This window comes from Rhizobium sp. LjRoot258 (genome assembly GCF_964254185.1).
Classification (GTDB): domain Bacteria; phylum Pseudomonadota; class Alphaproteobacteria; order Rhizobiales; family Rhizobiaceae; genus Rhizobium.
In genome coordinates, this window is sequence record NZ_CAXUST020000001.1 from 1440216 (window position 1) to 1460310 (window position 20095).

The following is a 20095-nucleotide window of genomic DNA, read 5'->3' on the forward strand; positions in this document are numbered from 1 at the left end:
CAGCGTGGGTTACAGGCGGCGTTTCACCATTCTCGGCTGTTCGTCGTCGCCCGGCGTTCCGCGCATTACCGGCGATTGGGGTGCCTGCGATCCAACCAATCCGAAAAACCGGCGCACCCGCGCGGCGTTCATGGTGCAGCAATATGATGACAACGGCGGCGTCACGACCGTCGTTGTCGACACAGGGCCGGACTTTCGCGAGCAGATGATCGCCGCGCGCGTCACTCATATCGACGCCGTCCTCTATACGCATGCCCATGCTGATCACATTCATGGCCTCGACGATCTGCGCGGCTATTTCTACGGCGCGCAGCAGCGGGTTCCGATCCACGCGACGCCGGACACCATGGACCGCATTCGACAGGGTTTCGGCTATTGCATAGAAACGCCTCCCGGCAGTAACTATCCGCCAATCGTTGAAGCGAAAGTCATCGAAAGCCTCGACGTGCCGCTACGGATCAGCGGCGCGGGCGGAACCATCTCCGTCCGGCCGCACCTGCAGCAGCACGGCGACATTCACTCGCTCGGCATTCGTGTTGGCGATGTCGCTTATTGTAGTGATATCAGTGACTTTCCGCCTGAAACGGTCGAAAAGCTTCAGGAACTCGACGTTCTCATCATCGATGCCTTGCAATACCGTTATCACCCGAGCCACCTATCACTCGAGCAGTCGCTCGACTGGATCGATCGCCTGAGGCCGAAGCGGGCGATCCTGACCCATATGCATACGCCGCTCGACTACGACACGGTTATGGCCGAAACGCCGGACCACGTCGTTCCGGCTTTCGACCAGATGAGCTTCGATGTCGAGCTGGCAGAACTCGCAAGCGCCTGACGACTGGCAGACTTTCACCTCAACGCATCCATCCGGACGTCTCAACGCTAGGCGGTCGGCGAGCCCCACAAACGCAACGCCAGAATGGCCTTCAAACGATCCGATAACAGGCCATTTTCAGAACATGCAACAAATACGAAATGGCTTCGTGGTTCCAAAGAGTGCGGTTTCGGCACTGAAGCTGGGTGAGTGAGTGAGCAAAAGCGGCGACAACATAGGGCATCCTACGCCGTAACCTTGTGCTCCTAGTGTTGCACTAGCATTTTGGGGGTGTTTGTTGCTTTTGTTGCGAGCAAGGTTCGCAACGGGATGGGACCCTGTTGCTGTTAAAAATCCGCGCCTTGTTGCATTTTCCGGCGAGAAGGGTCGCGAGGTTTCCAGGGCGAGGTCAACGATCTCCATCGCCGAACGCGGCCGCGATAACAGGGCGTGCTGGGTGGCTCTCCTCGTACCAGACGGCTGCAATGTGAGCTACGAAGTCATCTGGATCGAGCGGAAGCCCCGCAACGCGGACGGTGTCAGCATTTTCCCGCAAGAGATCACCGAGCGCCTCGCGATGGTACGCATAGAACGCGCCACTCTTAATACACGAAACTGCCTGAGCGAACTGCGCAGTTGCGAGCCCGTGCTTGGCTGCGATAGCAGCGAGGGTTTCCGGGGCGGAGCGCAAGAACTTCTCAATTGTATAGAGTGGCAGGTAGCCCACGGGCTTCGATGAACCCACTTCAGTCAGGCTGCGCAACAGCACGTCCCGTTGCTCGTCGTTTAATTCACGGCTCCTGGCCATTGCGTAATGACCTTTTCGAGTTTGCGGCTTCAGAGGCCAGGCGATGCCAGTCGAATTGCTGCTGCTGGCCGAAGAGGCGGATCGGGTTGCTCCAGCGAGATTTGCGCGTAGTGATCAAACTTGAGGGTGTGCTTGGCGCGGCCTGGTGCAAACACCTCAAGTACTTCTGCATACCCCAACATGTTGCCAAGTGGCACAGTCGCATCGACAAGCACATCGCCGCCCCGAGATTGTCGATCCTTAACGCGCCCATTCCGCGCTTTGAGGTCCTCGACAATCAATTCAGCATATTCCTCTGGTGCCGCAATTTCGACCTTCATAATCGGTTCGAACAGTACCAAGGTTGCCAAGCCCAGCGCGTCAAGGAAAGCCGCACGCGAAGCGATCTCGAAGGTCATCACTGAGGAGTCGAGGTCGTGGAAGGCACTATCGACCAACACGACCTTGATGTCCGTCACCACTGGAACGTTTGCAAGTGCATCGGACTGGATCGCCGGAAGAACACCTTTCGCTACGCCAGGAATGTACTCATTCGGTATCGCGTTTCCAACGATGCTTGAATTGAATTCGAAGCCACTTCCGGCTTGTTTCGGTGAGACGAGCAATTTAACGCGGGCGAACTCGCCTGCCGGACCGGCCCGTTTCTTGTGTGTATAGTCGACCTCTATAGAGTTCGTGATCGACAAACGATAAACAACCCGGAGCGGACCAACGTTGATGTAGGTGCGATCCATGAGAGCGAGCGCGGCAAGGAGCCCAGATTCGTCTTGTCCTCGAATGACGGCGCTGCCAGTTTCTGGATCGAAACAGACATTCAACGCAGGGCATTGTTGTTCTACTGCCTTTACCGCTAGGCTGATCTTGGCGATCTCTCGCTCTGATCGTGGCCAGACAGACACTTGAACGAGATCAGGATGCGTGCGGTTCATATGATCTCCGTCTCAAGACGACTCCAGCCGTCGAAGTGATGCTGGTAAGAGACTAGAGCTTGGCTGGGGTGTGGCAAGCTACACAATCTGCTTATGCGTGCATCATTCGACACCGAACGTAAGGGCAGTATTCCTCGCTAAGCTCGCTGGGGCCGCCGCGACTATCTCGTTGATGAGATCGATGTCGCCGACGAGAACGACGGGTCTCTATGCCGCGAGTTATCGCGGAACGCAACAGCCGTCAAACCGCCCAGATGTTCCATAATCTATCTTATCCGATTTATGGATGTAGCGGGGTACATTCTATTTCCAAGTGCGACATGCCAGTAATTTCAATGGCTTCACTTTGGAGATTTTGGCATGTCCAGATGCTATACGCAGATCACCCTCGCCGATCGCCGACGCCTGCATCACTTGGTGGCGGCAAAAGTTCCGGTAAACGAGATGGCACGTCGGCTTGGCCGCCATCGCTCGACGATTTACCGCGAGATCAAGCGCAACACGTTTCGCGATCGTGAACTGCCGGACTACGACGGCTACTACAGCACGGTTGCGAACGACATTGCGCAGGACCGACGTCGCCGGCTGAAAAAGCTGCGGCGTCACCCGAATTTGCGAACAGAGATCATCAACCAGTTGGAGGCTCTCTGGTCTCCGGAACAGATTGCCGGACGCCTGCTGTCGGACGGCCTCAGTCGTGTTCGCGTTTGCAAGGAGACAATCTATCGCTTTATCTACAGCAAGGAAGATTATGGGCTTGGTCTCTATCAGTATCTACCGGAAGGACGCCGCAAACGTCGTCCACTGCGCTCCAGGAAGCCGCGGGACGGTACGTTTCCAGCCACGCACCGCATATCCCAACGGCCTGATTTTATTGGAGATAGATCGCAGTTTGGGCATTGGGAGGGCGACCTCCTCATCTTCGAACGTCCACTCGGCCATGCCAATGTCACCTCCCTCGTCGAGCGCAAGAGCCGCTATACCGTTCTCATCAAGAATCCGAGCCGGCATTCGCGCCCCCTGTTTGATCACCATGTCGCAGAAAGAATTGCATCGCCTTGAAGTCGTCCAGAAGATCCGCGGTCAGCGCCTGAGCGTTGTTCAAGCCGCCGAACAGCTGAGCCTCAGCCGAAGCCAGGTCCACCGGCTGCTGCAGGCCTATGACCGTTCCGGTGCGGCCGGTCTCGTTTCGCAGAAGCGATCACGACCAAGCAATCGACGCCACAGCGAGGATTTTCGCAATGCAGCGCTGGATCTGATCCGCGAACGCTATCTGGACTTCGGCCCGACGTTGGCCCGCGAGAAGCTGATCGAACTGCATCACATCTCAGTCGCCAAAGAGACATTGCGCCAATGGATGACAGAGGCCGGTATCTGGGTTTCGCGACGCGAGCGCAAGCAGCGGGTTTTCCAGCCGCGCAGCCGGCGCGATTGTTTCGGTGAACTGGTCCAGATCGATGGCTCACATCACTGGTGGTTCGAGAACCGCGGCCCCAAATGTGCCCTGCTTGTCTATATCGACGATGCCACCGGAAAGCTTCTGCATCTGCGCTTTGCCGGGTCGGAGAACACGTTCGACTATCTGCATGCGACGAAGGCCTATCTGCAGCAATGGGGCAAGCCGCTGGCTTTCTATAGCGACAAGCATGGTGTTTTTCGTTCGACCCATGCGTCCGAGAAGGACCGGACGAGCGGCCTGACACAATTCGGTCGAGCGCTTTATGAGCCGAACATCGACATCATCTGTGCCAACACCCCGCAGGCCAAGGGCCGTGTGGACGTGCGAACCAGACATTGCAGGATCGGCTGGTCAAGGAGATGCGGCTTCGCGGCATCGATACGATCGAAGCTGCCAATGCCTATGCGCCTGAGTTCATTGCGGATTTCAACACTCGTTTCGGCAAGCAACCACGCAACCCGAAGGACATGCACCGGCCGCTGGCCGACCATGAGAACCTCGATGGTGCCTTGATCCGACCGAGATTTCCAGGCCATTGGCGGGCCAGAAGGTCGTGGTCTGCGACTACCCGGACGGACGGCTCGAGATCATGCACGAGAGCTTCACCCTGCCCTATAGGACCTTCGATACGTTGCGTTCGGTGCATCGTGCCGAGGTTGTCGATAACAAGCGGCTGGACGACATGCTGTCAATTGTCGCCGAGATGCAGGCCGGACGCCAACAGCAGCGCAGCAAGAGCGGTCCGAGTCGAACGGGCCAAACGGATCATATGTTCGGCATTCGGGACGGTAGCACAGCCAACGGCTATCAGAAGCGGGGTCGCAAGCCGGGCGGAGGACGGATTTTATGAACGATCCGGCGGTGATTGCGCGACGAGAGAAAGCGTTATTGAGGCAGCCAGCGGCGGAATAAAGATCGTCAATGCACGCCGATGTCGCTTTGCGTATCCGATTCCAACTGCAGGCAAGCTGCCCAAAGTCGCGTCTTGTGGAAGGATCCGTCCTGCAGAAGAGTGAGCCCCTCTCGTGCCTCATAGAGCAAGCCGAGCCAGCATAAGCGTTGGAAGACGCCATACTGAAGATCGGATTTCAACTCCCAGGCTTCTATGGTCATTTCGGTGTCCGACAGAGGCGCCAGGTCTGGATAGAGGATCTTCACAACGTCCATTGGCGTGCAACCTTCTCTGGCCTTGATATTGAGAAGATTGAGGAACATGCGCCACCAGCGTAACCGCGCTCGGACCTCCTCTTCCCGCTCGGTGGCGTGGACATACGAATAGAGATAATCCGTGGCGACCAGATCGAAGAAGGCTTGCGGGTTCACCAGAAACTCCCGGCCGCGTCTGGTTGGCAGCAGCACATCCTTTTTCCTGCGAAGAAGCTTCAGATGCCGGGCCATGTCGCGCACGACCCAAAGCGGCGGCATGTCGCTTTCATTGAGCACCTTGTTCATGCTGTAGAGGTCTTCGGCTGTGAATCCTGGCCAGAGGAAGTGCACAGCGGCCCAATGTACGAACTTGCGATTCATGGCGCCGGTTGCCGTCAATCCTATGCCACCCTCACCGTCAGCATAGGCAACCGAAAGAAGCATGCCGCGCAGAAGCGGTGACAAAGCGGCGACGTCAACGTCAGCAAGCAGCTCGATTTTTGGAAGCATTGCGAGATCCTGGTTTCAACCATGCAGCATAAAGCCGCTTGGAACCATCTACCATGAACGCCACAATTGAAACTGAGGAAGCTAAAGCCGAAGGGGTGTCCCTCACCCGCCCCGATCTGTCCTTGCAACCCGGACCAACCGGACAGATCGGGGCTGGTCGTCGTGCCGTGTGGCACCGCAAAGTGACATTCTAAGTTTGCCAGAAAGCTGGCATTCCAGCTTCTCCGCCACAATGGATGGGATGGATGGATGGAACGGATAGGCCGAGGGAAATCAGATACGCCGTCCGCCCGGACCCCATCGCCTTGCCCATTGTGCTGTTCAGCGCAGCGACTACAGCGCCCGCTTGCTGATCTATGCTCTTTCTTTGCGCGTAGACTGCCCTAGAGTTCTCTAGGACAGCAGGAGCCGTTGCCATGCGCGCCTTTCTCGCAGTTTTCATTCTGTGTGCCGCGTTCCTCGCTCTTGTCGCAACCGCTCGCGCCGAGGACCCGATCGACACGACCCGCGCGATGATCGAGGCGCAGATCAAAGCGTTCCTGAACGACGACGTCGACGCGGCCTATTCCTACGCCGCGCCTGGGATCAAGGCGATCTATCCCGACAAGAATGTCTTCTTCGCCATGGTCAAGAAGAGTTACGGGCCGGTCTATCACCCAGGCAACTATGCCTTCGGGCGCAGCCGCTCGGTCGACAACGGCGCAATGATCTACCACGAGGTTCTGATATCAGGCCGTGACGGGAAGGATTGGACCGCCGTCTACCAGATCGCGCGTCAGCCCGACGGAAGCTACAAGATCAACGGCGTCCAGATCGTGCCGAACACCGAGAGCAAAGGCATCTGAGCGGCGGTGAGGCGGCTTGCAGTGCGCCATGATGCGTTCGCCGCGAGCCTATCCGGTCTCAGACGGGCTCCAGGTCACCCCTCGCCCATTCTTCCTGCGTTTCCGCCATGAAGTCGGCAAAGCGCCCTTCGGCAATGGCCTTACGGATGCCCTGCATCACTTCCTGATAGTAGGCAAGATTGTGCCAGGAAAGCAGCATGCCGCCGAGCGCTTCGTTGGCGCGGACGAGATGATGCAGATAGGCGCGCGAGTAGTCGCGCGAGGCCGGGCAGTTCGACTGGTCGTCGAGCGGGCGCATGTCCTCGGCGTGGCGGGCATTTCGGATGTTGACTTTGCCTCGGCGGGTGAAGGCAAGCCCGTGCCGGCCGGAGCGGGTCGGCATCACGCAGTCGAACATGTCGATGCCACGCGCGACGGACTTCAGGATGTCATCAGGCGTGCCGACGCCCATGAGATAGCGCGGCTTCTCTGTCGGCAGAACTGGCAGCGTCTCCTCAAGCATCTTCAGCATGACGTGCTGCGGTTCACCGACGGCGAGGCCGCCGACCGCATAACCCTTGAGATCGAGATCAGTCAGCGCTTCGGCGGAGCGGATACGCAGCGAGGGTACATCCCCGCCCTGCACGATACCGAACATAGCCTTGCCAGGCTGGTTGCCGAAGGCGACCTTGCATCGTTCGGCCCAGCGCAGCGAAAGCTCCATGGCGCGCTCGATCTCGCGCGGCTCGGCCGGCAACGCGACGCATTCGTCGAGCTGCATCTGAATATCGGAGTCGAGCAGTCCCTGGATCTCGATCGAGCGCTCCGGCGACATGTGATGCAGGCTGCCGTCGACATGCGACTTGAAAGTCACCCCCTGCTCGTCGAGCTTGCGCAGACCGGAGAGCGACATCACCTGGAACCCACCTGAATCAGTCAGGATCGGATGCTCCCAACGGATAAGCTTATGCAGGCCGCCGAGGCGAGCCACACGCTCGGCCGTCGGGCGCAGCATGAGATGGTAGGTATTACCGAGGATGATGTCGGCGCCCGTCTCGCGAACTTGGTCGAGATACATCGCCTTGACAGTACCGACGGTGCCAACGGGCATGAAGGCAGGGGTGCGGATCGTGCCGCGCGGCATCGAGACTTCGCCCAGTCGGGCGCCTGTATCGGTCTTCTTGAGGGTGAACTGGAAGTTCTCGGTCATCTAGTCTTTCCGGAAAAGAAGGCTGGAGTCGCCATAGGAATAAAAGCGGTAGCCTGTCGAAATCGCGTGCCGGTAGGCCGCATGCATGGTCTCGAAGCCGGCAAAGGCCGAAACGAGCATAAACAGCGTCGAGCGAGGCAAATGGAAGTTCGTCATCAGCATGTCAACCGTCTTGAAGCGGTAGCCCGGCGTGATGAAGATGTCCGTGGCGCCGGCCCAAGCGCGGATCTCGCCGTTTTCCTGCGCAGCACTTTCGATCAGCCGCAGCGATGTGGTGCCGACGCAGACGATACGCCCGCCCCTCGCCCTGACGGCATTGAGGCTTGCCGCCGTCTCGGCGCTGACATGGCCGCTTTCCAGATGCATCTTGTGTTCGTCGGTGTCGTCGGCCTTAACCGGCAGGAAGGTGCCGGCGCCAACATGCAGCGTCACGAAATGCCGCTCGACACCTGATTGGTCGATGGCTTCGAAAAGCGCAGGCGTGAAGTGCAGGCCGGCCGTGGGAGCGGCCACTGCGCCCTCCTCGCGAGCATAGATCGTCTGATAGTCGGCGCGATCGCGCTCGTCCTCGGCGCGCTTGGCAGCGATATAGGGTGGCAACGGAATATGTCCGACGGAATGGATGGCCTCGTCGAGCATCGGCCCGGATAGATCAAAGGCGAGCGTGATTTCGCCGCCCTCGCTCTTCTCCTCGACGGTGCACTCAAGCTTGCCGAGCAGGCAGCTGTTGCCATCATGGCCGAAGGAGATGCGGTCGCCGATCTTGATGCGTTTGCCCGGCTTCGCGAAGGCTTTCCAGCGGCTGGGGCCGATGCGCATGTGCAGCGTCGCCGAAACCTGTTGACCGCCGGCGCCTTCGCGATGGCGGACGCCCTCGAGCTGTGCTGGGATCACCTTGGTGTCGTTGAAGACGAGCGCGTCCCCTACCCTCAGGAAATCGGGCAGATCGCTGATCCGATGGTCGGACAGCTGTACCTCGCCGGCCGGATCCACGACGAGCAGGCGCGCACTGTCGCGCGGGTCGGCAGGCCGCAGCGCAATCTGCTCATCCGGCAGGTCGAAATCAAAGAGGTCTACGCGCATCACTCAAATCCGGGCAAAGCGAAACCCGCCCCACGCTTTCGCGCAAGGGCGGGTTTCAGCAAAAATCACAATCAGACGTCAGCGGCAACCCGCATCGAGACAATCGAGTCCGGATCGACAACCGGCTCGCCCTTCTTGATCTTGTCGACGTTGTCCATGCCTTCGATCACCTGGCCCCAGACGGAGTACTGTTTGTTCAGCCACGGAGCGTCCGTGAAGCAGATGAAGAACTGCGAGTTTGCCGAGTTCGGATTCTGCGAACGTGCCATCGAGCACGTTCCGCGAACGTGGCTGACCGCCGAGAACTCCGCCTTGAGGTCGGGCTTCTCAGAACCGCCCATGCCGGCGCGGCTGGGGTTGAAGCTATCGCCGCCCTTCTTGCCGAACTTGACGTCGCCGGTCTGCGCCATGAAGTCGTTGATGACGCGATGGAAGACGACGCCGTCATAGGCCTTCTCGCGAGCGAGTTCCTTGATGCGGGCGACGTGTTCCGGTGCCACTTCCGGCAGCAGCTGGATGACAACGTTGCCCTTGGTGGTTTCCAGGATGATGGTGTTTTCGGGATCCTTGATCTCGGCCATTCTTCTTCTCCTATGTGCCTTGACGCTTATTTCTTGCCGACCGTGACCTTGATCATCCGGTCGGGATTGCTGACTTCGCCATTCTGGCCTTCGCCGCGCTTGATCTTGTCGACGTTCTCCATGCCGGAAACGACCTTACCGACGACCGTGTATTGGCCGTTGAGGAAAGAACCGTCAGCGAACATGATGAAGAACTGAGAATTTGCCGAGTTCGGATCCTGCGAACGGGCCATGCCGACCGTACCGCGAACGAAAGGCGTCTTCGAGAATTCGGCTGGCAGATCAGGCATATCGGACCCGCCGGTACCGGCGAGGCTTGCATCGAAGCCCTTTTCCATGTTGCCAAACTTCACGTCGCCGGTCTGGGCCATGAAGCCTTCGATGACGCGATGGAAGGCAACATTGTCATACTCGCCCTTCTTAGCAAGCGCCTCGATCTGGGCAACATGCTTCGGCGCGACCTCGGGCATAAGCTGGATTACGACCGGGCCATTCTTCAGCTGGATCGTCAGCGTATCGCCGGACTGTGCGAACGCGTCGCCGGCGAACGAGGCAAGATAAAGCACGCCTGCAAATGCGAGATAGAAAAGTTTCATGTTGGCTCCGTTGCGGCGACAAAGGTCGCCTAGGATTTGCGCTTGGATTGAAGGGCCTTCAAGACGGGCGCCGGCACGAATGCACTGACGTCGCCTCCCATTGCCGCGATTTGCCTGACTAATGTGGCGGTTATGGGCCGGGAGGCCGTTCCAGCCGGCAGGAAGATGGTCTGGATATCAGGCGCCATCTGCCGGTTCATGCCCGCCATCTGCATCTCGTAGTCGAGGTCGGTGCCGTCCCGCAGGCCGCGGATGAGTAGTGTCGCGCCGTGAAACCGCGCCGCGTCGACGACGAGATTGTCAAAGGCTACAACGGAGATATCGCCGGCTTTTTCAGGCAGTGCTTCCGTGAGCGAACGACGAATTAGCTCCGCCTTCTCGTCAAAGGAAAAGAGCGGCGTCTTGCCCGGATGAACGCCGATCGCAACGATAACCTTGGATGCAACGCTCAGCGCCTGAATAAGGACATCCAGATGTCCGTTGGTGATCGGATCGAAAGACCCCGGATAAAAAGCTGTCGTCATTGGCCTAGCCGTTTGTTTCGACGCCTTTTGTCATGGATAAAGCCTGCCCGCAAGTCATAGCCCATCACTGAACAGCCGATGAACGTAGCATTCAAGGCGGCTTCAGGTGAGCTCACTATAACGAAGAGCGTCAATACCGATGTCATTCCGGCATCGGCCCTCCCCGGAAACGCTCATGCTGATCATCCTCGTTGTTTTCGCTGTCCTCGTCTCGCTGCTCGCGGAATTTTTCTACGGGTACGTGCGAGATCTTCGGGATGCAAGTTGGGTTCGGCCAAGCGTGCGGGAACACTACACAATTGTGCGTGCGACAGGAAACGTGGCGTTTAAATCGATTAAGGATTCTGAACGCCAGATGAACGAGGTATTCAAAGTCGCTTCAGATCGGCCTTGGTAAACGACCGATCAATGCCCCGGAACCATTTTCGCACGCATGCGTTCACTCAACCAGCGTAACGCGATACGCCCGCACAAGGAAGAAGATATGCCCAACAAGATTACCATGATTAATGCTGTTTGGATGGTAATGATGACTGGTATGCTTGCAGCGACTGTCGCGCTCTACGATCACAAAGTGGATGCGTCCAAGGTATATGGCCCCTATGCGTCGGCACGCGCGGCGATAACGAGTCAATACTAAGGAACGTGAACGCAAAACCCAGGAGGATTGCTCATGTTCACGATATTGACTGTGCTCACCGCCCTTATCAGCATCATGTTTGTCGTGTCCGTGGCTTCCACCATCACCGCTCTTCGCCATGAAAGCGAAGAGACGAAGAAGATCGATGGAAAGCACAGCTGGTTCTAACCGCTGTCGCCCTTCTGGGATTGACATTGAAGGCCGGATGAACCGACTTCGTCCGGCCTTTTTCCTGCTCTAATGATGGTGCCAGCGATCCCCGTTCCACGATGTCCACGCGAGGCTTTCTAATCCTCGATGCGCCGCACCATGATGACGTCATCGATCTCTCTGTTGTCATGCATAAAACCGCCGGGAATACGTCCCGCCTCATGGAAGCCTTCGCGCTTATAAAACCGTATGGCCGCCATATTCTCACCGCTGACCGCGAGCTCCTGCTGTCGGATACCGTTCCCTCGCGCATAGTCCACCGTCGCATCCAACAGTGATTTGGCGCAGCCGCCGCCCCTTTCGCTGCGACACACATAGACCATGATCAGCGTTGCGCGGTGTGCCATCTTGCTGGCACGTTGCCGGCTCAGCCCCATAATGCCAACAGGATCATCATGCCTGAAGGCCACGAATACCGGCCCGTCGATCAGCCGTTTAAGCCATTCATCCTCCGTGAGCACCTCCCAGTCCTCGGCGCTGCTGGCAAAGGCCGCGGGCTCGGTCCGCAGCGCTTCCAGCCGAATACGCTGGAAAATGGCAACGTCGTCAATACCGAGAATCCGGATCAATCTGCTCTCCATTCGACTGCAGCGCTGCTAATCGAGATGGTAGCGGCAGCGCCTCCAGGGTTCAGACAAAAGAAAACCGGGCAGCGGAACTGCCCGGTTTTTCAAGGTCAGAATAACAGCACATCAAGCTTCTGTGTCAGGCGCGCTTTCCGGGGTCGCAGCGAATTCGTCACCGTTCTCGGCTACGTCTTCGGCCTCTTCTTCCGGCTCGCTGATGCGCTCGACCGATACGACCTTCTCATCCTTGGCAGTTGAGAAGATGGTAACGCCCTTCGTTGCCCGGCTCGCGACGCGGATACCGCCTACGGGAACGCGGATTAGCTGGCCGCCGTCCGATACCAGCATGATCTGGTCGCCGTCGTTGACCGGGAAGGCGGCCACAAGCTCGCCAATCTCGGTCGTCTTCGAGGTGTCGGTGGCGCGGATACCCTTGCCGCCGCGGCCGGAAATCCGGAAGTCGTAGGAGGAGGAGCGCTTTCCGAAGCCCTTTTCCGAAACTGTCAGGACGTACTGCTCGCGTGCTTTCAGTTCCTCATAGCGTTCGTCGCTCAGCTGACCTTCCTCGGTCACTTCTTCGCCGACCAGCGAGATTTCTTCGGCGTCACCTGTCGTGAGGCGTCGCTCGCTTGCGGCTCGTTTCAGATAGGCTGCGCGCTCCCAGGGCTCGGCATCCACGTGTCCGACAATCGTCATCGAGATGATGCGGTCGCTGTCACCGAGGTTGATGCCGCGAACGCCGATCGAGTTGCGGCCGGCGAAGACGCGGACGTCATCGACGGGGAAGCGAATGCACTGGCCGAGCGCGGTCGTCAGAAGGACGTCGTCATGCTCTGTGCAGGTCTCGACGGAGAGGATTTCGTCGCCCTCTTCCTCGAGCTTCATCGCGATCTTGCCGTTGCGGTTGACCTGGACGAAGTCGGAAAGCTTGTTGCGCCGAACAGTCCCGCGCGTCGTCGAGAACATGACGTCGAGCTTGTCCCAGCTGTCCTCGTCCTCCGGCAACGGCAGGATGGTGGTGATGCGCTCGCCGGACTCCAGCGGCAGCATGTTGATCAGCGCCTTGCCGCGCGAGGTCGGCGTGCCGATCGGCAAACGATAGACCTTCTCCTTGTAAACGATACCGCGCGAGGAGAAGAACAGAACCGGCGTATGCGTGTTGAGAACGAACAGCTGGCTAACAAAATCCGCATCGCGCGTTGTCATGCCGGAACGGCCCTTGCCGCCACGGCGCTGGGCGCGATAGGTCGTCAGTGGCACCCGCTTGATGTAGCCGAGATGCGAGACGGTCACGACCATGTCTTCGCGGGCGATGAGATCCTCATCGTCCATCTCAAGACCACCGTCCATGATCTCGGTGCGGCGCGGCGTGCCGAATTCGTCGCGAACGGCTGCAAGCTCGTCCTTAACGATCGTCTGGATACGGATCCGCGACGACAGAATCTCCAGGTAGTCCTTGATCTCTTCGCCGATTTTGTTGAGTTCGTCGCCGATTTCGTCGCGGCCGAGAGCGGTCAGACGGGCCAAACGCAACTCGAGGATGGCGCGCGCCTGCTCTTCCGAGAGGTTATACGTCATGTCCTCGTTGATGCGGTGACGCGGGTCATCGATCAGGCGGATCAGGCTTTCGACGTCGGATGCCGGCCAGCGGCGCGTCATCAACTGCTCGCGCGCGGTCTGCGGATCCGGCGCCTGCCGGATGACGCGGATGACTTCGTCGATGTTGGCAACGGCAATCGCCAAGCCGACCAAGACGTGGGCCCGTTCGCGCGCCTTGCGCAACAGGAACTTCGTTCTCCGGCTAACAACTTCCTCGCGGAAGGAGACGAAGGCACGCAGCATATCGAGCAGCGTCAACTGTTCGGGCTTGCCGCCGTTCAGCGCCACCACGTTGCAGCCAAACGAGGTTTGCAGCGGCGTGTAGCGGTAGAGCTGGTTCAGGATGACGTCGGCATTAGCATCGCGCTTCAGTTCGACGACGACGCGATAGCCCTGGCGGTCGGATTCATCGCGAAGGTCGGAGATGCCTTCGATGCGCTTGTCGCGCACCAGTTCGGCCATCTTCTCGATCATCGTTGACTTGTTCACCTGATACGGGATCTCGGTGATGATGATCTGTTCGCGATCGCCGCGCATCGGCTCGATCGCGGCAACGCCGCGCATGACCACCGAGCCGCGGCCAGTTTCATAAGCCGAGCGGATGCCGGCGCGGCCGAGGATCTTCGCGCCGGTCGGGAAGTCCGGACCCGGGATTATCTGCATGATCTCGGGCAGTTCAATCGCCGGATTGTCGATCAACGCGATACAGCCGTCGATGACTTCGACGAGATTGTGCGGCGGAATGTTCGTCGCCATGCCGACAGCGATGCCGCCTGCCCCGTTTACCAGAAGGTTCGGGAACTTCGCGGGAACGACAACAGGCTCGGAGAGCGTGCCGTCATAGTTGTCGCGGAAATCGACCGTTTCCTTGTCGAGGTCGTCGAGCAGCGAGTGCGCTGCCTTTTCCAGACGGCATTCGGTGTAGCGTTCGGCCGCCGGCGGATCGCCGTCGACGGAGCCGAAATTACCCTGGCCGTCGATCAACGGCAGGCGAAGAGACCAGTCCTGCGCCATGCGCGCCAGCGCGTCGTAAATCGCCGAGTTGCCGTGCGGATGGTATTTACCCATCACGTCCCCGGTAACGCGGGCGCACTTGACGTATTTCTTGTTCCAGTCGATGCCGAGTTCGGACATGCCGTAGAGGATGCGCCGGTGCACTGGCTTCAGGCCGTCGCGCACATCAGGCAGGGCGCGGCTCACGATAACGCTCATTGCGTAATCGAGATACGACCGCTGCATTTCCTCCATGATGGAGATGGGCTCGATGCCTGGCGGGAGCTTCCCGCCGCCGGGGGGTGTTTGCTCAGTCAAAACGGATCACGATCTCTTCTAGAATCACTTGAAGATTTATAGCGGAAAGGCTGTTCTTAAGCCAATTTTGGCGAGGGTTTTGAACAGACTTTTGCGGTGTTATGAGGGCAATCTGGTCTTATAACGCCGCCATTTACGCCATCCAGGCAGCGCCATTTGCCAAATTGATTTCTCCGCATCACAATCGCTCAAAACCAAGCGTTTATATGGGCTCATGGAGAGACAATGGCAAGCGCCGACCAACTGATCAACGCTTTTACGACGCTGCTTGTCACGATCGATCCGCCCGGCCTCGCACCAATCTTTCTCGGGCTCACCACCGGCATGAGCCGTACTCAGCGAAAGCAGGTGGCGCTGCGAGGCTCGATCATCGCCTTTGTCATTCTCGCCGTCTTCGCCCTGTTCGGGGCCAGCGTGCTCGGGGTGCTCGGCATATCGATCGGAGCCTTCCGCATCGCCGGTGGTCTTCTGTTGTTTTGGATCGCGTTTGAAATGGTGTTCGAGAAGCGACAGGACCGTAAGGAGAAAACGAGCACGGCGGCGATCACCGTCGATCACATCCATAATATTTCGGTCTTTCCGTTGGCGATTCCTCTGATCGCCGGACCTGGCGCCATTTCGGCAACGATCCTGATTGCCGGGTCGATGCAGGGCTCACTCGAGCGTGCGCAATTGATCATCGTCATTGCGTCGAGCTTGCTGCTGCTGTTTTTCGCGCTGCTCATCGCCGACAGGCTTGATCGCTTCCTCGGTGTTACAGGGCGCGCAATTCTGACGCGCCTTCTCGGCGTCATCCTGGCTGCGCTGGCCACGCAGTTCGTCGTCGATGGCTTGAAATCCACGCTGGGGACGATGCCTGCTGGCTAGAAAGCGGTTTGTTAGCTCATTCCGCTAAGCCGCAGAAAATGGGCCACTTTGTTGCAGCGAGCGGACGTGCAGTTGGGGCGCGGACATCTCGTTTGTGCCCGCCTAGTCCACTGCCGACAGCAATGACAATCTCTGCTGGCTTAAGCGTATCGGGCCTTCCAATGTGTGAAGAACCCGTGCGTCCCGCGGCTCTGAGATCAAAAGGCAGACGGCGCACCTTGCGGCACGTCGTCTAGCAGATGTCGTAAAGGATACTTTGCGATCAGAACGGGATATCGTCGTCGAGATCGCGCGAAAAGTTTCCACCGCTACCACCGCCGCTGCTGCGGCCAGACGATTGCGAGGGCGCACCGTAATCGTCGCCGCCGCCGAAATCGCCGCCGGCACTGCTGCCACGACCGCCGCCGAAGCCCGAGCCGCCGCCTTCACCACGACCGTCAAGCATTGTCAGGGTCGAGCCGAAGCCCTGCAGCACCACTTCCGTCGAATAACGGTCCTGGCCGTTCTGATCCTGCCACTTGCGGGTCTGCAGCGCCCCTTCGATGTAGAGCTTGGCGCCCTTCTTCACATACTGTTCGACGACCTTGCAGAGGCCCTCATTGAAGACCACGACCGTATGCCATTCCGTCTTCTCGCGGCGTTCCCCGGAGTTGCGGTCACGCCAGGTCTCGGACGTTGCGATGCGAAGGTTGGCGATCGGCCGGCCATCCTGGGTCCGCCGGATTTCGGGATCAGCGCCCACGTTTCCGATCAGAATTACCTTGTTTACGCTGCCAGCCATACTTTCACCTTACCTGCCGCCCTGCCCGGCGGCGCTTGAACCAATCGGTGCACCTTAAACCATAGAGCGCCGGCGATGGGCGTCCATCGCCGGTTCATCCACAAGGAATTTTGTTCTTTATTTGTTCTAGTTTATCCCTATGATCCTGTCAACCGAATCGAAAACCTTGCAGCGGACGGACATTCAGCCTCGACTCGCCAGCCGGCATCACTAAATAAGGGGCTTGTTCCAGCACAGAAGCAGAAGACGATGAGCGAACTGAAGACGATTTCCATCCGCGGCGCGCGTGAGCATAATTTGAAGGGGATCGATCTCGATCTTCCGCGAAACAAACTTATCGTCATGACCGGCCTTTCTGGTTCCGGCAAATCCTCCCTTGCCTTCGACACCATTTATGCCGAGGGACAGCGGCGTTATGTCGAGAGCCTTTCGGCCTATGCGCGCCAGTTCCTGGAAATGATGCAGAAGCCCGACGTCGACCAGATCGATGGCCTGTCGCCGGCGATTTCGATCGAGCAGAAGACGACCTCGCGCAATCCGCGCTCGACGGTCGGAACGGTGACCGAGATCTACGACTACATGCGCCTACTTTTTGCGCGCGTCGGCGTCCCTTACTCGCCGGCGACGGGCCTGCCGATCGAGAGCCAGACCGTCAGCCAGATGGTCGACCGCGTCCTTGATTTCGAAGAAGGCACGCGCCTTTATATTCTCGCACCGATCGTGCGCGGGCGTAAGGGCGAGTATAAGAAAGAGTTGGCAGACCTTATGAAAAAGGGCTTCCAGCGCGTCAAGGTCGATGGCCAGTTCTACGAGATCGCGGATGTGCCGGCTCTCGACAAGAAGTACAAGCACGACATCGACGTCGTGGTCGACCGCATCGTGGTGCGGCCGGATATGGCATCGCGGCTTGCCGACAGCTTCGAGACCTCCCTCAAGCTTGCCGACGGCCTGGCTGTTGCGGAATTCGCCGACAAGCCGCTGCCGCCGGAAGAAACGGCTGCCGGCGGCTCCGCCAACAAGTCGCTCAACGAAACGCATGAGCGAGTCCTCTTCTCGGAGAAGTTCGCCTGCCCGGTGTCGGGCTTCACCATTCCCGAAATCGAGCCCCGGCTCTTTTCATTCAACAATCCTGCCGGCGCCTGCCCGACCTGCGACGGTCTTGGCGCACAGCAGAAGATCGACGCCAACCTGATCGTGCCAGAGCCCGAGCGCACGCTGCGCGATGGCGCCGTCGCGCCCTGGGCCAAGTCGACGTCGCCTTACTACAACCAGACGCTCGAGGCTCTCGGCAAGCACTACGGCTTCAAGCTCGGCGCCCGTTGGAGCGATCTATCGGAAAGGGCCAAGGACGTCATTCTGAACGGCACAGACGAGAAGATCGAATTTCACTATGCCGATGGTGCTCGGTCCTACACGACGCACAAGAATTTCGAGGGCATCATCACCAATCTCGAGCGCCGCTGGAAAGAGACGGACTCCGCCTGGGCGCGCGAGGAGATCGAGCGTTATATGTCAGCAGCCCCCTGCCCGTCTTGCGGCGGTTTCCGCCTGAAGTCGGAGGCTCTCGCCGTCAAGATCAACACGCTGCATATCGGCCAGGTGACCGATATGTCGATCCGCGTCGCTCGTGACTGGTTCGAGGTCCTGCCGCAGTCGCTTAACGCCAAGCAGAATGAAATTGCTGTTCGCATTCTCAAGGAGATCCGCGACCGTCTACGCTTCCTCAATGATGTCGGCCTGGATTACCTGAGCCTGTCGCGAAACTCCGGCACTCTGTCGGGTGGCGAAAGCCAGCGTATCCGGTTGGCGTCGCAGATCGGTTCCGGGTTGACCGGTGTATTGTATGTCCTCGACGAACCGTCGATCGGTCTCCACCAGCGCGACAATGCCCGCCTGCTCGACACGCTGAAGCACCTTCGCGATATCGGCAATACCGTGATCGTGGTCGAGCATGACGAGGATGCGATCCTGACGGCCGATGACGTCGTTGACATTGGCCCGGCGGCCGGGATCCACGGCGGTCAGGTGATCGCCCACGGGACGCCGCAGGAGATCATGGCAAACCCGAAGTCGCTGACCGGTAAGTACCTTTCCGGCGAGCTTGGCGTGCCGGTTCCAGATGAACGCCGCAAGCCGAAGAAGGGCAAAGAGATCAAGGTAATCGGTGCCCGCGGCAACAATCTGAAGAACGTCACCGCCTCCATCCCGCTCGGCGTCTTTACGGCAGTCACCGGCGTGTCGGGGGGCGGAAAATCTACGTTTTTGGTCGAGACTCTCTACAAGTCGGCTGCCCGGCGCGTCATGGGTGCGCGCGAAATCCCGGCCGATCATGATCGCATCGACGGTTTCGAGCATATCGACAAGGTCATCGATATCGATCAATCGCCGATCGGCCGCACGCCGCGTTCTAACCCGGCGACTTATACGGGCGCGTTCACACCGATCCGTGACTGGTTTGCCGGTCTGCCGGAAGCGAAGGCGCGTGGCTATCAGCCCGGGCGCTTCTCGTTCAACGTCAAGGGTGGGCGCTGCGAAGCCTGCCAGGGCGACGGTGTCATCAAGATCGAGATGCATTTTCTGCCGGATGTCTATGTCACCTGCGATGTCTGCCATGGTAAGCGTTACAACAGGGAGACGCTCGACGTTACGTTCAAGCACAAGTCCATTGCCGACGTGCTCGACATGACCGTCGAGGAAGGCGTTGATTTCTTCGCCGCCGTGCCTGCTGTGCGGGACAAACTGCAGGCGTTGAAGGATGTCGGCCTCGGTTACATCAAGGTCGGTCAGCAGGCGAATACTCTGTCAGGCGGCGAGGCGCAGCGTGTCAAGCTCGCAAAGGAGCTGTCGAAACGGTCGACAGGACGCACGCTCTACATCCTGGACGAGCCGACAACCGGCCTGCATTTCCACGACGTTGCCAAGCTCTTGGAAATGCTGCAGGAACTGGTTAGTCAGGGTAATTCGGTGGTCGTCATCGAGCACAATCTCGAGGTCATCAAGACCGCGGACTGGATTCTTGATTTCGGTCCGGAAGGCGGCGATGGCGGCGGTGAGATCGTTGCCGTCGGCACGCCGGAAGCAATTGTCAAGGAGAAGCGGTCCTATACCGGACAGTTCCTGAAGGAGTTGCTTGAGCGGCGCCCTGCTCGAAAAGCCGTAGCGGCAGCCGAGTGATGCTGAGAGCGGCTTCGCTCGATGATCTGCAGGCGGTCGAAGCGCTGACCGCGGAGGCCTATGCGCCTTATACGCAGCTCCTTGGGCGTCCGCCGATCCCCGTCGACGAGGACTACGCGCCGCGCATCCGTCGTGGCGAAATCTGGCTTCGGGAGGTGCAAGGCGAGCTCGCGGGCCTCGCCGTTATCGAACGGCACCCCGACCATGTAATGCTCTTCAGCATTGCTGTCGCACCAAGATTTCAGGGGGCCGGCCATGGTCTTGCAATCCTGAGATGGATCGAGGAGACGGCGCGGGAATGGAGGCTTCCGGAAGTTCGTCTCTATACGAATGCACGGATGGAGCGGAATATTGCGCTTTATCTGGCGTTCGGTTTTCAGGAAACGGGTCGCCGCGAGCATCCGCATCGGCCAGGATGGGTGATCGTCGACATGGCAAAGCAAGTCGGCGGACAGGCATAATC

General features: G+C 58.9%; 19 protein-coding genes and 2 pseudogenes. 10 read left to right on the forward strand and 11 right to left on the reverse strand.

What is annotated here, in order from left to right:
• Nucleotides 1-4: 4 nt before the first annotated feature.
• The gene (locus ACSQ9D_RS07295; RefSeq protein ID WP_436281679.1) at nucleotides 5-835 is read left to right on the forward strand and encodes an MBL fold metallo-hydrolase; all 831 of its coding nucleotides are present in this window, start codon (nucleotides 5-7) and stop codon (nucleotides 833-835) included.
• 388 nt (nucleotides 836-1223) lie between these two features.
• On the opposite strand, the gene ACSQ9D_RS07300 is transcribed toward ACSQ9D_RS07295, so the two are convergent.
• Nucleotides 1224-1622, reverse strand: a complete 399-nt coding sequence (locus ACSQ9D_RS07300) for a hypothetical protein (RefSeq protein WP_436281680.1) — start codon at nucleotides 1620-1622, stop codon at nucleotides 1224-1226.
• Nucleotides 1623-1651: 29 nt separating this feature from the next.
• Nucleotides 1652-2551, reverse strand: a complete 900-nt coding sequence (locus ACSQ9D_RS07305; RefSeq protein ID WP_436281681.1) for a hypothetical protein — start codon at nucleotides 2549-2551, stop codon at nucleotides 1652-1654.
• Between the two features lie 360 nt (nucleotides 2552-2911).
• Here ACSQ9D_RS07305 and ACSQ9D_RS07310 point away from each other — a divergent pair.
• Together ACSQ9D_RS07310 and ACSQ9D_RS07315 are read left to right on the forward strand one after the other, a co-directional pair.
• A pseudogene (locus ACSQ9D_RS07310) lies at nucleotides 2912-3580 on the forward strand (IS30 family transposase); the annotation flags it as partial.
• Nucleotides 3581-3584: 4 nt separating this feature from the next.
• A pseudogene (locus ACSQ9D_RS07315) lies at nucleotides 3585-4922 on the forward strand (ISNCY family transposase).
• Between the two features lie 6 nt (nucleotides 4923-4928).
• On the opposite strand, the gene ACSQ9D_RS07320 reads toward ACSQ9D_RS07315, so the two are convergent.
• A complete protein-coding gene (locus ACSQ9D_RS07320; protein ID WP_436281682.1) occupies nucleotides 4929-5666 on the reverse strand; it encodes a hypothetical protein in 738 nt (245 codons plus the stop codon).
• 416 nt (nucleotides 5667-6082) lie between these two features.
• Here ACSQ9D_RS07320 and ACSQ9D_RS07325 point away from each other — a divergent pair, with 416 nt between their 5' ends.
• Nucleotides 6083-6511, forward strand: a complete 429-nt coding sequence (locus ACSQ9D_RS07325; protein ID WP_436281683.1) for a DUF4864 domain-containing protein — start codon at nucleotides 6083-6085, stop codon at nucleotides 6509-6511.
• Between the two features lie 58 nt (nucleotides 6512-6569).
• Here ACSQ9D_RS07325 and tgt read toward each other — a convergent pair whose 3' ends face one another.
• The 5 genes from tgt to coaD form a co-directional block, all read right to left on the reverse strand.
• On the reverse strand, nucleotides 6570-7700 hold the full coding sequence (tgt, locus tag ACSQ9D_RS07330) for a tRNA guanosine(34) transglycosylase Tgt (protein WP_436281684.1): 1131 nt from the start codon (nucleotides 7698-7700) through the stop codon (nucleotides 6570-6572).
• Nucleotides 7701-8783, reverse strand: a complete 1083-nt coding sequence (gene queA, locus ACSQ9D_RS07335; RefSeq protein ID WP_436281685.1) for a tRNA preQ1(34) S-adenosylmethionine ribosyltransferase-isomerase QueA — start codon at nucleotides 8781-8783, stop codon at nucleotides 7701-7703.
• 71 nt (nucleotides 8784-8854) lie between these two features.
• Nucleotides 8855-9364 (reverse strand): peptidylprolyl isomerase, encoded by a 510-nt coding sequence (locus ACSQ9D_RS07340; RefSeq protein ID WP_037121891.1) that lies wholly within the window; start codon nucleotides 9362-9364, stop codon nucleotides 8855-8857.
• Between the two features lie 26 nt (nucleotides 9365-9390).
• On the reverse strand, nucleotides 9391-9960 hold the full coding sequence (locus tag ACSQ9D_RS07345) for a peptidylprolyl isomerase (protein ID WP_024314875.1): 570 nt from the start codon (nucleotides 9958-9960) through the stop codon (nucleotides 9391-9393).
• Between the two features lie 29 nt (nucleotides 9961-9989).
• Complete coding sequence (gene coaD / locus ACSQ9D_RS07350; protein ID WP_436281686.1) at nucleotides 9990-10484, reverse strand: pantetheine-phosphate adenylyltransferase; 495 nt, start codon at nucleotides 10482-10484, stop codon at nucleotides 9990-9992.
• Nucleotides 10485-10659: 175 nt separating this feature from the next.
• Between coaD and ACSQ9D_RS07355 the strand changes: the two genes are divergently transcribed.
• The 3 genes from ACSQ9D_RS07355 to ACSQ9D_RS07365 all read left to right on the forward strand — a co-directional run bounded on the left by ACSQ9D_RS07355 (nucleotide 10660) and on the right by ACSQ9D_RS07365 (nucleotide 11292).
• Nucleotides 10660-10881: a hypothetical protein gene (locus tag ACSQ9D_RS07355; RefSeq protein WP_436281687.1), complete on the forward strand. Its 222-nt coding sequence runs from the start codon at nucleotides 10660-10662 to the stop codon at nucleotides 10879-10881.
• An 87-nt stretch (nucleotides 10882-10968) separates the two neighbouring features.
• A complete protein-coding gene (locus ACSQ9D_RS07360) occupies nucleotides 10969-11124 on the forward strand; it encodes a hypothetical protein (RefSeq protein WP_167371564.1) in 156 nt (51 codons plus the stop codon).
• Nucleotides 11125-11157: 33 nt separating this feature from the next.
• Nucleotides 11158-11292, forward strand: coding sequence for a hypothetical protein (locus ACSQ9D_RS07365; RefSeq protein ID WP_258579707.1), 135 nt, complete (start codon nucleotides 11158-11160; stop codon nucleotides 11290-11292).
• 119 nt (nucleotides 11293-11411) lie between these two features.
• On the opposite strand, the gene ACSQ9D_RS07370 is transcribed toward ACSQ9D_RS07365, so the two are convergent.
• Both ACSQ9D_RS07370 and gyrA read right to left on the reverse strand, forming a co-directional pair.
• A complete protein-coding gene (locus ACSQ9D_RS07370) occupies nucleotides 11412-11915 on the reverse strand; it encodes an N-acetyltransferase family protein (RefSeq protein WP_436281688.1) in 504 nt (167 codons plus the stop codon).
• Nucleotides 11916-12026: 111 nt separating this feature from the next.
• The gene (gene gyrA, locus ACSQ9D_RS07375) at nucleotides 12027-14810 is read right to left on the reverse strand and encodes a DNA gyrase subunit A (protein ID WP_436281689.1); all 2784 of its coding nucleotides are present in this window, start codon (nucleotides 14808-14810) and stop codon (nucleotides 12027-12029) included.
• A 225-nt stretch (nucleotides 14811-15035) separates the two neighbouring features.
• Between gyrA and ACSQ9D_RS07380 the strand changes: the two genes are divergently transcribed.
• Nucleotides 15036-15677, forward strand: a complete 642-nt coding sequence (locus ACSQ9D_RS07380; protein WP_436281690.1) for a MarC family protein — start codon at nucleotides 15036-15038, stop codon at nucleotides 15675-15677.
• A 262-nt stretch (nucleotides 15678-15939) separates the two neighbouring features.
• On the opposite strand, the gene ACSQ9D_RS07385 is transcribed toward ACSQ9D_RS07380, so the two are convergent.
• Nucleotides 15940-16458 carry a single-stranded DNA-binding protein gene (locus tag ACSQ9D_RS07385; protein ID WP_368516074.1) on the reverse strand — a complete coding sequence of 173 codons (519 nt, stop codon included), beginning with the start codon at nucleotides 16456-16458 and terminating at the stop codon, nucleotides 15940-15942.
• 249 nt (nucleotides 16459-16707) lie between these two features.
• On the opposite strand from ACSQ9D_RS07385, the gene uvrA reads away from it, so the two are divergent.
• Both uvrA and ACSQ9D_RS07395 read left to right on the forward strand, forming a co-directional pair.
• A complete protein-coding gene (gene uvrA / locus ACSQ9D_RS07390) occupies nucleotides 16708-19632 on the forward strand; it encodes an excinuclease ABC subunit UvrA (protein WP_436281691.1) in 2925 nt (974 codons plus the stop codon).
• On the forward strand, nucleotides 19629-20093 hold the full coding sequence (locus ACSQ9D_RS07395) for a GNAT family N-acetyltransferase (RefSeq protein WP_436281692.1): 465 nt from the start codon (nucleotides 19629-19631) through the stop codon (nucleotides 20091-20093). The genes uvrA and ACSQ9D_RS07395 overlap by 4 nt, the downstream gene beginning before the upstream one ends.
• Nucleotides 20094-20095 lie beyond the last annotated feature (2 nt).